At 47.7% G+C, this 13,350-nt stretch carries 13 protein-coding genes; all 13 read right to left on the reverse strand.

What is annotated here, in order from left to right; genetic code table 11:
* Window positions 1–283 precede the first annotated feature (283 nt).
* On the reverse strand, window positions 284–637 hold the full coding sequence (locus EDM21_RS05965; RefSeq protein WP_157333897.1) for a four-helix bundle copper-binding protein: 354 nt from the start codon (window positions 635–637) through the stop codon (window positions 284–286).
* A gap of 99 nt (window positions 638–736) precedes the next feature.
* Window positions 737–1,507, reverse strand: coding sequence for a DUF2087 domain-containing protein (locus tag EDM21_RS05970; RefSeq protein WP_157333899.1), 771 nt, complete (start codon window positions 1,505–1,507; stop codon window positions 737–739).
* Between the two features lie 144 nt (window positions 1,508–1,651).
* Complete coding sequence (locus EDM21_RS05975) at window positions 1,652–2,068, reverse strand: YlbF/YmcA family competence regulator (protein ID WP_068774704.1); 417 nt, start codon at window positions 2,066–2,068, stop codon at window positions 1,652–1,654.
* A 31-nt stretch (window positions 2,069–2,099) separates the two neighbouring features.
* A complete protein-coding gene (miaB, locus tag EDM21_RS05980) occupies window positions 2,100–3,584 on the reverse strand; it encodes a tRNA (N6-isopentenyl adenosine(37)-C2)-methylthiotransferase MiaB (protein WP_157333901.1) in 1,485 nt (494 codons plus the stop codon).
* Window positions 3,585–3,730: 146 nt separating this feature from the next.
* A complete protein-coding gene (gene pduL, locus EDM21_RS05985; RefSeq protein WP_157333902.1) occupies window positions 3,731–4,300 on the reverse strand; it encodes a phosphate propanoyltransferase in 570 nt (189 codons plus the stop codon).
* A 130-nt stretch (window positions 4,301–4,430) separates the two neighbouring features.
* Entirely contained in the window at window positions 4,431–5,297 is an 867-nt protein-coding gene (locus EDM21_RS05990; protein WP_157333903.1) for a 2-oxoacid:ferredoxin oxidoreductase subunit beta, read from the reverse strand.
* Window positions 5,285–7,036: a 2-oxoacid:acceptor oxidoreductase subunit alpha gene (locus EDM21_RS05995; RefSeq protein ID WP_166541855.1), complete on the reverse strand. Its 1,752-nt coding sequence runs from the start codon at window positions 7,034–7,036 to the stop codon at window positions 5,285–5,287. The genes EDM21_RS05990 and EDM21_RS05995 overlap by 13 nt, the downstream gene beginning before the upstream one ends.
* Window positions 7,037–7,258: 222 nt before the next feature.
* Entirely contained in the window at window positions 7,259–8,197 is a 939-nt protein-coding gene (locus EDM21_RS06000; RefSeq protein ID WP_157333905.1) for a dipeptidase, read from the reverse strand.
* A 109-nt stretch (window positions 8,198–8,306) separates the two neighbouring features.
* On the reverse strand, window positions 8,307–8,567 hold the full coding sequence (locus EDM21_RS06005) for a stage V sporulation protein S (RefSeq protein WP_005550495.1): 261 nt from the start codon (window positions 8,565–8,567) through the stop codon (window positions 8,307–8,309).
* Window positions 8,568–8,684: 117 nt separating this feature from the next.
* Entirely contained in the window at window positions 8,685–9,479 is a 795-nt protein-coding gene (locus EDM21_RS06010; protein WP_166541908.1) for a TIGR00282 family metallophosphoesterase, read from the reverse strand.
* A gap of 86 nt (window positions 9,480–9,565) precedes the next feature.
* Entirely contained in the window at window positions 9,566–11,107 is a 1,542-nt protein-coding gene (gene rny / locus EDM21_RS06015; RefSeq protein ID WP_068774697.1) for a ribonuclease Y, read from the reverse strand.
* A gap of 318 nt (window positions 11,108–11,425) precedes the next feature.
* Window positions 11,426–12,088 (reverse strand): RecX family transcriptional regulator, encoded by a 663-nt coding sequence (locus EDM21_RS06020; RefSeq protein ID WP_338043941.1) that lies wholly within the window; start codon window positions 12,086–12,088, stop codon window positions 11,426–11,428.
* A 130-nt stretch (window positions 12,089–12,218) separates the two neighbouring features.
* Window positions 12,219–13,280 (reverse strand): recombinase RecA, encoded by a 1,062-nt coding sequence (gene recA / locus EDM21_RS06025; protein ID WP_157333906.1) that lies wholly within the window; start codon window positions 13,278–13,280, stop codon window positions 12,219–12,221.
* Window positions 13,281–13,350: the final 70 nt, after the last annotated feature.

Genomic DNA, 13,350 nt, shown 5'->3' on the forward strand with positions numbered 1-13,350 from the left:
AACTTGAAAGCGACCTTCGTTATTGCTCTTACTCAGCATTTTTTACACCTCGGCTCACCGTTTTACTTACTAATTCGATAAAAAAGCCTGTAGACCCTGCTCCTTGCGGAACTTTGTCTACAGGCTGGAAGCACCTCTTAGGAGGTGCTTTTTCCGTATAATAGATTTCGATATGTTTTCCGGTGCTCCTCCTTATTCCGCTTTCTCATCTAGCATTCTATAAATCTATAGTGGCTGTCAAATAAAAAAAGAACCCGGATCGGGTTCTTTATGTTTAGATCATTTAAGAGGCCATTCCGCGGCAGACCTCTGCACAACTGCGGCAAGCCTTGGCACATTCCTGGCAATGCTCATGGTCATGCTGGGCACACTGCTTCGCGCAAATTTCACAAATGGTCGCACACAGGTTACAAATCTCTACGACAAAAGGACTCTGCCGGGACATCGCAGATGCTGCGTATGCGCAAATATCGGCACATTCGCGAGTCAGCCGGATGCATTCGGCCATGTGAGAAGCATTCTCTTCCTGAAGACAAGCGGTGAAGCAATAATTGCATGCCTTGAGGCAGAGCAAACATTCTTCTATACACCTTTGAATTTCTTCATTATTCGCTTCGTGGGTCATATCATAGCGCATGTGAATACTCCTCCTTCGTTGTTAACCTAAGGAATATTAACCTAATTAAACGCTCTTGACCCTTCCGGACTTCATTTTATTCTTACACCTATCCACTTCCTAGCTGTGAACCCAATAGGCGCTGCAATCATCCTGCCGTTTCATAAATCCGTATTCGATCAGATACCTTCTAAGCGTGACGTAGTCATCCCAGGCTTCTTTGAGGATCGCGTTTACTTCCTTCTCGCTATACTGCTTGCCGGCTTCAAATCGTGTAATGAGCTGGCGGAGAATCGCTACCTTGCGTTTCTCTTTCTTAGGGAATTTCGAAAGACGTCCGTCTACTCCATCCGGAAAATACGTCCGCATGAATTCTTCATTCTCCTGCTCCGTAATGGCAAATCTTTCATCAAGCACCGTGGCGGTCTTTGGGACCGGGATAAAGGAGGTGTCACGCCCATTCTCTACTTTCTTATCAAGCAGACCCATAAGGGCTAAGTAAACCTTTGCCTGTTTCTCTCTTTCCCGCATCGTGAACCGGTGATTCCGGATCGTTGAGGTACTGCCGCCCCCCAGTTCCTTTACAATCTCTTTATCCGACAAACCGCTGTGAAATAATCCAATCAGCTGTTTCTGCAAATCCGTTAAACCCGTCAATTTTTTATTCATATTCAGCAAATAATGAAACATCGATTCGTGTTCAAGGGTAATATGCAAGGAAGCGAACTTCTCAGCTTCGTAGAAGATACCCGCTTCCTGATAAATGATACCTTTGGTAAAAGCTCTCCCGCAAACTAGGCATACGAAGGACTCTTCTTTATCCATATAGACGTACCCTCTTTGTATTTCATCCGAAGACGCCTTCCAGAACAATTCCGAAACATCTTTCAAAACAAACACCCACATTCTTTGTTTATATTTATATAAACAATTTAATATAATGTTTGTTCAATGTCAATGTATATCCTTACTAGGAACATTTATTCAATCGGATACATAAAAACCGCTCCCGGTGAGGGAACGGTTTTGGCGGTATTATTCACTGCAGGTAGAAGGTGGCGGTGTTTCACCGGCTTCTACATTAATCTTGTCCGCAATCGTATCCCGGATAACGGACATGACCAATTGCAGCTGGTAGTTGATATCGACTTGCGATTGCTGGAATTCCCTGACGATGGGAATATTGTCGAGTTCATCCTGAAGATCTTCAATTTCCTTCTCGATCTTCTTCACCATCACTTCATTATCGAACTTTTCAAAAGCGACGATTTCTTTCTGTTTTTTCTTAATCGCTGAGATCAGTGTCTGAATATGCTCGTTGGTTGCGATCTGACGCTCAGCCTGCTGATAAAATTGCACTTCGGTCGATGTCGTCAGCAGTTGCGCCAATTCTTTAGTTTTTGCCAGAATATCTTCCCTTACTACCATTTCTGTGTTGGTGAAGTGCTCCATGGTACACGCTCCGATTCTTATAGTGGCGTTCCTAAATCGATATTTGTAAAGGTTTCTCAACAAGCTCGCCCTTGACTAACCAGGTCTGAGGCTCCGTTACAAGCACATGAGCAAACGATCCGATCAGCTCCTTGGGACCTGTGAAATGTACCAGCTTATTGGTACGGGTACGGCCGGACAGAACTTCGGAATTGCGCTTGCTTTCGCTTTCAACGAGCACTTCGACAATCTGGCCGCGCAGCTTCTCATTGCCTTCCTTGCCATAAGTAGCGATGGCGTCGTTCAGACGCTGCAAACGCTCTTTCTTTACTTCCATCGGCACATTGTCTTCCATTGCGGCGGCAGGGGTGCCTTCCCGAGGGGAATAAATGAACGAATAGGCAAAGTCATACTGAACTTCCTTGACGAGGCTGAGGGTGTCCTCGAACTGCTCGTCCGTTTCGCCCGGGAATCCTACGATGATATCGGTGCTGAGCACTACATCCGGAATCGCCGCTTTGATTTTGCCTACAAGCTCAAGATAACGTTCCCGCGTATATTTACGGCTCATTTTTTTGAGCACTTCGCTGCTTCCCGATTGAACAGGGAGATGAATGTGCTCCATCAGATTCCCTTTATGCGCCAGAACCTCGATCAGGCGATCGTCAAAATCACGCGGATGCGAAGTCGTAAAACGGATTCTAGGGACATCGATTTTGCGGATATCATCCATAAGATCACCGAAGCCATATGTAAGATCCTCAAAATCTTTGCCGTAAGCATTCACGTTCTGGCCGAGCAGGGTAACTTCCTTAAATCCTTGACGGGCAAGATCTCTTACCTCTGCCAGTACGTCCTGTGGACGGCGGCTGCGCTCTTTTCCACGTGTATAAGGAACGATACAGTACGTGCAGAACTTATCGCAACCGTACATAATGTTTACCCACGCACGCATTCCTTCGCGCTTCTTCGGAAGGTTCTCAATGATGTCCCCTTCTTTGGACCATACCTCAACGACCATTTCCTTGCTTAGATAAGCATCGTGCAGCAGGGCCGGCAAGCGGTGAATATTATGCGTTCCAAAAATCAGATCCACATGCCCGTGCTTTTGTAAAATACGTTTGACAACGCCTTCCTCCTGGGACATACACCCGCAAACACCAAGAACCAGATGCGGTTTCTCGATTTTGAGATGCTTGAGGTGACCCAGCTCGCCAAACACCTTGTCTTCCGCGTTCTCCCGGATGGCACACGTATTCAGCAGAATGACATCTGCCTCCTGTTTGTCCTCCGTAGAAGTATATCCAAGCTGCTCCAGCAGGCCCTTCATAGTCTCCGTGTCATGTTCGTTCATCTGGCAGCCATAGGTCCGGATCATGTACCGCTTCCCCTGGCCGAACTCCTTCATCTCTACCGGAATATTGAAATCATACAGCACTTCAATGTCTTCTTTGCCGCGCTTTTTCGCATCCTTATAGGAAGGAGGTTGAAAATAGATCGAAAAATCCTTGTCGGATTTACCGGATTTCACCGTCATTTCGTCATTCCTCCTGAGTATTCCATGCTAGACTCATAACTCTCATTATACCATGCACATGCCGGGCAGACAAAGAAAAAAGAGCCGGATTCAAGGCTTGCTGCCCTGTTCCAAGGCTCCTTTTTACTTGGGCTGCTCGTCAGTTCTTAATCTACGATGAGGCCCACATCGCCCGTTCTCAGACCGGCTGCATTGCCTTCATCGGTGTCGATATGCATATCCAGAGCAAATTGATCGGATACACGTGCAATGACATCTTCAAAAATAACCGGGCGGTCTGTCTCTACACGCACCCGAAGGCGCTGCTTGTCCTCAATGCCCCATTTTCTCGCATCTTCGGTATGAAAGTGAATATGACGGGCAGCCACGATTACGCCTTCTTCAAGTACCACTTCACCTTTAGGACCGATCACTTTAATTCCAGGAGTGCCTTCGATATTGCCGGATTCGCGAACCGGAGGCTGCAGACCCAGAGTGAAAGCATCGGTACGGGAAATTTCAAGCTGGGAGTTCTTACGTGCAGGCCCCAGAATACGGACTTTATCAAAACGGCCCTTGGCACCTTCTACGGCTACTGTCTCATTCGCAGCAAATTGACCAGGCTGGGACAGATCTTTCATCGCGCTCAGCTCGTAGCCTTCACCGAATAATATGTGAATGTGGTCTTCACTTAAATGAACATGCCTTGCCGAAATTCCAATCGGTATCTGCTTCATCTGTGTCATCCTCCTGTATTCTGCTCGTCTCTGTGCCCAATCTGAGGTTTATTCTGTTATAAATTAATAGTACCCTTTTTTGACCGAAAAAAAAAGCGCGCAGCCTCGCTGCGCACCTTATTTAACAGAGTTATCTAAATTCAGCAACTAATTTGTCAAAATCAGCCTGACTGATTTTCATATCCTGCTTGGCAAGGCCTTCTTCTTTGAAACCTGGAACCAGATTCTCGTAGCTCGGCTTCACTTTATCTTGATAAATGATACCAGTCAGCATACCGCCTGTTTCCATCAGCTTCGTCATAGCCATCACACGGTTGCTCGAATCATAGTCAGGAATTTCTTCCAGATCAATGATATTTTCTTTGAACCAGTCGTACGTGTTCACTTTGTTGAAGGTTACGCAAGGACTAAATACGTTGATTAACGAGAAGCCCTGATGCTTTATTCCTTCTTCAATAATATGGGTCAACTGCTTAAGATTGCTGGAGAAAGATTGGGCTACGAAAGTAGCTCCGGCAGCCAGAGCCATCTCAAGCGGCGCCAAAGCGGTCTCAATCGATCCGCTCGGCGTACTCTTGGTCTTGAACCCTTCGCTGCTGCGCGGTGATGTCTGGCCCTTGGTAAGACCGTAAATCTGGTTGTCCATGACGATGTAGGTCATGTCGATGTTACGGCGGATCGCATGAACCGTATGGCCCATCCCGATTGCAAAACCGTCTCCATCGCCACCGGATGCGAGCACGGTCAGCTCACGATTGGCCATTTTGAGGCCCTGCGCGATCGGAAGGGAGCGGCCGTGGATGCCGTGGAATCCATAGCAGTTCACATACCCGGAAATGCGGCCGGAACAGCCGATACCCGAGACGATGGCTAATTGTTCCGGCTCCAGACCGACATTCGCTGCTGCCCGCTGTATCGAAGCTTGCACAGAGAAGTCGCCGCATCCCGGACACCAGTTAGGCTTTACGTTGTTGCGGAAATCTTTTAATGTTGCCATGCTACAGTCAACTCCTTGCATTCTTGATAAATTTCAGACGGCAGGAACGGTGTTCCATCATATTTAAGCATATTTTTAATTTTATCTGCACTTCCTGCATTCAACTTAATCAGGTTGGCAAGCTGAGCCGTCGCGTTATTTTCTACGACGATCACATTCTTGGCTTTCTCCAGATAAGGTTTCAGAGCTTCACCCGGGAACGGATGCAGCAGACGGACATGGATATGGCTCGTCTTCAAACCTTCCTGCTCAAGTCTTACTCTTGCTTCTTCGATAGTTCCGCCTGTAGAGCTCATGCCGATGATCAGTACATCGGGTTCCTCATGAGGAGCGTTCACCAGAATCGGGTTCGCCACTTCTACATGATTCAGCTTCTCCAGACGCTTATCCATCATCTTTTTGCGGTTCACGGGACTTTCGGAAGGACGGCCTTCCTGGTCATGCTCGACACCGGTGACATGGTGCAGGCCATTCTTAACACCCGGCAGAACGCGTGGAGATACGCCGTCAGCTGTAAATTCATACCGCTTGAACAGCTGTTTGGCGTCTTCGGCAGCTTCAGGCTGGTCGACCAGATTACCACGGTCAATGACAATTTTATTATAATCCAGCACCTCGGAGGATTGCTTACCGAGTGACAGCTGAAGATCAGTCAATAGGATAACGGGAAGCTGCAGCTTCTCCGCAATATTGAACGCTTCGATTGTATCATAGAAGCATTCTTCGATTGTGCTTGGAGCAAGCACAACTTTGGGGATCTCGCCATGAGTTCCATAAATCATTGCATTAAGATCACTTTGCTCTTGCTTAGTCGGAAGCCCTGTACTAGGACCTCCACGCTGCGTATCCACGATGACGACAGGCGTCTCTGTAATTCCGGACAGGCCGATCGCTTCCATCATGAGGGATAGTCCGGGACCTGCCGAAGCAGTCATGGCACGTACGCCGCCGTAGCTTGCGCCAATAGCCATTGTGCAGGCTGCGATCTCATCTTCGGTCTGAATAACCGCACCGCCGAATTTCGGCAGAACTTTGGTCAAGTATTCCATGATTTCCGAAGCAGGTGTAATCGGATACGCAGGCATGAAGCGGCATCCCGCCGCCACGGCGCCCAGGGCAATCGCATCGTTGCCGATCATAAACAGCTTCTGTTTGCCGTCTGCAGGGTCCAGCTGCAGTTCCTTAATAGGACCGCCCGCAAGCTCGAGAACCGATTCCGCACCCTTACGTACCGCTTCGATATTCTTCTCTACAACCGCTGCGCCTTTGCGGCCGAATTCTTCCTCTACCGCTTTATTAAATACGTCCAAAGGCAGGCCAAGAAGCGCCCAGGATGCGCCTGAAGCTGCCATGTTCTTGAATAGGGACGTGCCGAGTTCTTCCGCTATAGCGGTAATAGGTACGGGGAAAAGGCGCGCAGTGACACCTTCAGGGAGCGTAGGATTGAACTTCGCATCCGCCACGATTACACCATGTCCGCCCAATTCATGAGAGTTCAGGTCTATAGTTTCCTGATCAAAAGCTACGAGAATGTCCAAATCGTCCGAGATCGAACGAATAGGTCTGGTGCTGATTCTGATCTTGTTGTTTGTATGTCCCCCTTTAATACGCGAAGAGAAGTGGCGGTATCCGTATAGGTAGTAACCAAGACGGTTAAGCGCCGTCGAGAAAATACGGTCCGTACTTTCTACCCCCTCCCCTTGCTGTCCCCCGATCTTCCACGATAACTGACTAATCACCTTGCGTCCACTCCTTTTGATGGTAGCTGCTCTTCCTTGGTCTAGAGCCGTGTGTGAGACATATCTGTACAATTCAGTATGATTGCCTTATAGGTTATATATAAAAAAATTTTTTCAAGCTTAACCCAAATTCTATTCCTACCGAATGTAAATTGCAAGAGTTTTTGACAAAGGGAAAGATAGCTTTTTTAGATGATACTCATATCAAAAAGAGATCGTTCGCTACGAAACAGGCAAACTTCTTTCCAGAAATCGGTTCCAGTTCCTGGAAAGAAATTTATGAACCTGGCTTAGCGAGTATCTTTTACATAATTCATTTGCCAGGTTGGTGTACATGCCTGCATCTTCCAGTCCTGTTATGTATCGGTCAATTCCGTCAAAATCAGAACCGAATCCGACATAATCTTCTCCGCCAAGCGCACATACATGATCAAGATGACGAAGCAGATCCGAGATCGATACAGGATCCGACTTATGAACAAACCAGGGGACAAAGGTCAGCCCGATCATTCCTTGCTGATTAATGAGCTGTTTAATTTGATCATCGGTTAAATTTCTCGGATGTTCACATACCGATTTGGCATTGGAATGAGAAGCAAATACAGACAAATCCGGGTATTCCATCAGGTCCCAAAAACCTTTTACAGACAAATGGGACACATCTAACATAAGGTTCAAGTGATTACTTTCTTTTATCAGCATCCTGCCGCGGGCTGTTAGCCCCCCGCCCCTTGCCTCCATAATGCCGTCTGCCGACCAGTTAGCGAAATTCCAGGTCAGTCCCACACTTCTAAGCCCTAAGCGATGCAGAATTCTTAAATGCCCCAAATTGGCCTGCAGCCCTTCTACCCCTTCCAATGTCAAAATCACGCCCTTGCGGCTGCTGTTCATCACACCGTTAAGATCCGAACGGCTTTGGATCAGGCAAATTTCGGGGTTCGATAAAATTCTCTGGTAGAGAATATCCACATATTCCAGCACGTGTTCTATTCCAGGTGTACGGATCTCTTCAGGCAAATAAATGGCAAGAAACTGTATTTTTATCCCGCCCGTTTTCATCAAAGGATAATTAACATCGAGTTCCACAGAAGGCGTCTGGAAGTCCAGCCGCCGGTTCCGGTACATTTTCATTAAAGCGTCGCAATGAGCATCTATAATCATGGGATCCTCCCGATTTGTGTGGCTTGTCCGGATTTGATGCGAAAAAAACCTGTCTACAGTGTAAACAGGCCCGTTCATTTATGCTCAACCCTGAGGCATTGCTTTCAAATTATCTCGGCTCGACAATGAGCTTGATCGCGGTGCGATCCTCCCCGTCAATCACGATGTCTGTAAAAGCCGGTACACAAATGAGATCGACTCCACTAGGTGCGACAAATCCTCTTGCGATCGCTACTGCTTTAATAGCTTGATTTAAAGCACCGGCTCCAATGGCCTGGAGCTCGGCCGCTCCGCGCTCCCGTAACACGCCCGCAAGCGCCCCTGCTACGGAGTTTGGATTGGATTTTGCTGAAACTTTTAATACTTCCATGGAAAAGTACCTCCTTGGGTTGTTGGATAAAGGTTTTCCTTCTTCATCCTATTCGGACATGTGCCCAAACATTCCTAACCCGTGAGGTACGTTAACCAGGCGTAAGCAATGGAACAACTATTCGAAGAGAAGATCCTCTTCATTGATCCGGATGAGCTCGATTTTCTTCGCGAGGCCCGTCGTGTCGTCAAGCTCCACGACAACACCGTGAAAATGCCACTGGCCCTCGTCTACAACAAACCGGACCGGGAGCTGTGTAATAAACTTACGCAGCACTGCCGAACGCTCCATTCCCAGGACTCCGTCCCTCGGTCCAACCATACCTACATCCGTTACATACGCTGTACCGCCAGGAAGCACACGGTGATCGTTAGTCTGTACGTGTGTGTGCGTCCCGACAACTGCGGATACACGGCCGTCCAGGTGCCAACCCATCGCTATTTTCTCAGAAGTCGTTTCCGCGTGGAAATCAACGAAAATGTACTTGTATTTCTTTTTGGCCTCGCCCAATATCTCATCCACCTTATTAAATGGACAATCGATAGGCGGCAGGAACGTACGCCCTTGAAGATTTATCAGTAAGATTTCCTGATTTTTCACTTTCAGAACCGTATATCCCAGACCGGGAGTACCCTCCGGAAAGTTAGCCGGACGTACCATCTTCACCTCGTCATCAATGAAATCAAAAATTTCTTTCTGGTCCCAGGTGTGATTTCCAAGTGTAATGCCGTCTATGCCGAGCTGATACAGCTCTTTAGTTATTTGTGCGGTAATTCCCCGGCCGCCGGCTGCATTCTCGCCATTGGCGATAAATACGGCATTCGGGTATTTCAATTTAAGCTTTGGAACCATCGTCTTAACGGCCTGACGGCCGACAGAGCCAACTATATCTCCAATAAATACGATTTTAATAATCTCTCACCCTGCCTATCTCTCTATATTTGCGGCTACAAAAAGGAAAAGTGGCTTGGCAGCCACTTTTCCTAAGTATACTTCTTTTATTTAGCGTATTCAACCGCTCGTGTTTCACGGATGACCGTAACTTTGATATGACCCGGATAGTCCAGTTCATTCTCGATCTTCTTCGTGATGTCACGTGCAAGTCTAAACGCCTCTGCGTCATCGACTTTCTCAGGTTGAACCATGACACGAACTTCACGTCCTGCTTGAATCGCGTACGATTTCTCTACGCCTTCAAACGATTCGGAAATGCCTTCCAGCTTCTCCAGACGCTTGATGTACGTTTCGAGTGTTTCACGACGTGCCCCAGGTCTTGCTGCAGACAGAGCATCTGCCGCACCTACGAGCATCGCAATGACGGAAGTAGCTTCCACATCGCCGTGATGAGAAGCAATCGCATTGATAACAACCGGATGCTCCTTGTACTTCTTGCCGATCTCTACACCGATCTCAACGTGCGACCCTTCAACTTCATGATCAAGTGCTTTACCGATGTCATGAAGAAGGCCTGCACGTTTGGCCAGCGTTACGTCCTGGCCAAGCTCCCCGGCCATGAGTCCGGAGAGATAAGCAACTTCCATGGAGTGCTTGAGCACGTTCTGACCGTAGCTTGTACGGAATTTGAGACGGCCCAGAATCTTGATCAGATCCGGATGCAGCCCATGCACACCCACTTCAAACGTAGCTTGTTCTCCATATTCGCGAATCCGCTCATCGACTTCTTTACGCGACTTCTCCACCATCTCTTCGATACGAGCCGGATGAATGCGGCCGTCAGCAACCAGTTTCTCTAGTGAGGTACGGGCAATCTCCCTGCGGATCGGATCAAAGCCGGAGAGGATAACTGCTTCAGGAGTATCATCGATAATAAGATCAATCCCGGTCAGTGTCTCCAGGGCGCGGATGTTGCGGCCTTCACGGCCGATAATACGGCCCTTCATTTCTTCATTCGGCAGACTTACAACAGATACCGTAGTCTCTGCCACATGATCAGCAGCACAGCGTTGAATGGCCAGCGTGATAATCTCACGCGCTTTCTTGTCGCCTTCTTCTTTGGCTTGCTGTTCAATTTCTTTAATAAGCTGTGCGGTTTCATGACGAACTTCCTGCTCGACTCCAGTAAGGATAATATTCTTAGCCTCTTCCATTGTCATACCGGAGATCCGCTCGAGTTCAGAGACTTGTTTGCGATACAATTCATCAATCTGATTCTGCGTCTCTTCAATTCTCTTCTCTTTGTTGGCTACTTGCTCTTCTTTACGCTCAAGAGATTCTAATTTTTTATCCAGCGATTCCTCTTTTTGCAACAATCGTCTTTCATGTCGTTGTGCTTCATTTCGACGTTCACGAGTGTCTTTTTCAGCTTCGGCCCGGAGCTTATGAACTTCATCTTTGGCTTCCAGAACCGTTTCTTTCTTCAGCGCTTCCGCTTCTTTGCGAGCACTTTCGACAATTTGTTCAGCGGCTGTTTCAGCACTGGAAATTTTCGCTTCTGCAAGAGACTTGCGGATAAAATAACCAATCCCTAAGCAAATAAAGCCAACAACGAGAATGATCAGGATCCAGATAATTGGATTCATCATGTCCACCTCCTCGTTGGTTACTCCAAGGTGTTAGCTTGGGATGATTCGGTTTTTTTAATCCGATATTCTTTTGTTCAAGCCCTAAGGACCACATTCCCCAGTAGGAAATGGTTCGGTTGGTTCATCCGTACAACGGGGGTTGTTCGGAATTACATGATGCAGAAGCAATCTTGGCGGAAATTGCTTCAGTCATTTGCCTCATAGAAAATCTGCATGATTTTTTATGAAAATATACACTTGTATTTTATCTTTTCCCAAATAACATTGTCAAGCTATGCCTGCTACTAATCCATCGCAGGGAAGCGAATTTATGGACTATTCGTCCAAGATGTCAAAATCCTCATTGGATAGTGTGCGTACCACTTGGCTCGTTACAGAGGATGTATACCCCCGCCTAAGTAAAAAAGATGCGGTTTTCCGTTTGCGATCCATCGTTTCGCCAGAAGTTGCCTTCCATTTTTTACGGCCGACTACCATAGCGCCTTCAAGCTCTTCATTTTCGTCTACGCTGGACAGCGCTTTCGAAATTTCGTCTTTTGATAGTCCTTTCTGGGCAAGCTCGTATCTCACCGCGTTGCGGCCTTTACGCTGATACTGGATACGCTGCTCCGTCCAGATCTTAGCGAACTCTGCATCGTCCAAATACTTCTGATCCAGCAGCCGGTTTATTGTCAGTTCGATAAGTTCGTCTTCATAACCGATTTCCTTAAGCTTACGGCGGACCTCGTGTTGAGACCTCGGCCTGACGGCGACAAAGCGGACTGCCCGAAGGTAAGCATCATGCCGTTCGTCTTCACGGATTGCTTCCTCAAGCCACTTAGCATCCACTTGTTCGCCTTTCAGAAGCCGATATTTAATCAGCACATCCTCATGAACGGAACAGGAGTACTCCCCATCCACATGAACATTATATCTCCGCTTGTTTCTCTTTTGCTTCTCGATCATCGTAATGACAGAAGTGAGACTGTTTTGTTCCACTGGTACTCTCCCCTATCCTTATCCTCATCGTTGTGTTTAATCGTTAAGAATAAAAGAAAAAGCTCCTAAAAGGAGCTCTATCCCAGGCTGCCGCGACACCATTCATGCCCGACCCGACAGCCGTTCGGTTCTATTCTTCATCTTCAGAGAAAAGTGCAATTTCTTCATTCGGATCGTCTACATCCACGCCACTATCAGGAACCTTCGTTGTCAGGTTGCTCGCTTCCCGGATCTTCAATTCGATTTCTCCGGCCATTTCCTTGTTTTCCTTGAGGAACTGCTTCGCATTCTCACGACCTTGACCCAGACGTTCGCCGTTGTAGGAGTACCAGGCGCCGCTCTTGTTGACAATATCAAGTTCTGTCCCGATATCAATGATACTGCCCTCGCGGGAAATACCTTCACCATACATGATATCGATCTCCGCTTGTTTGAAAGGAGGAGCGACCTTATTCTTTACAACTTTAACACGAGTACGGTTACCAACCATGTCATTGCCTTGTTTAATTGTTTCAATACGCCGAACGTCAAGACGGACCGTCGAGTAGAATTTAAGCGCGCGTCCGCCTGGAGTCGTCTCCGGATTACCGAACATAACGCCGACCTTCTCACGAAGCTGGTTGATGAAAATTGCAATAACTTTCGATTTGTTGATCGCTCCGGACAGCTTACGCAGGGCCTGGGACATCAGACGTGCTTGCAGACCCACGTGAGCATCGCCCATCTCGCCCTCAATTTCAGCTTTTGGTACCAGTGCTGCTACCGAGTCGATAACGATAATATCGACCGCTCCGCTTCGAACGAGCGCTTCAGCAATCTCAAGAGCCTGTTCGCCGGTATCCGGCTGGGAGAGCAGCAGTTCATCGATGTTGATCCCAAGCTTGCTCGCATAAAGAGGGTCAAGCGCGTGCTCCGCATCAATAAAGGCTGCTTGTCCGCCGGTTTTCTGCACTTCGGCGATCGCATGCAGGGCAACGGTTGTTTTACCGGATGATTCCGGGCCATAGATTTCGATAATTCTGCCCCGAGGGAATCCTCCGGTTCCGAGTGCTATATCCAAAGCAAGCGAGCCGCTAGGTATGGTCTCCACCTGCATATGTGTTGATTCTCCGAGTTTCATGATCGAACCCTTACCAAATTGTTTCTCAATTTGGCGTAATGCCATTTCTAATGCGGCACGACGATCTGACAAAACACTCACTTCCTTTTACTTTGATAGGTCTATCATACCTTCTTTTTGACGCGTTGCCAAGCATTTTTTC

Source organism: Paenibacillus lutrae, assembly GCF_009757775.1.
Taxonomy (GTDB): Bacteria; Bacillota; Bacilli; order Paenibacillales; family NBRC-103111; genus Paenibacillus_F; species Paenibacillus_F lutrae.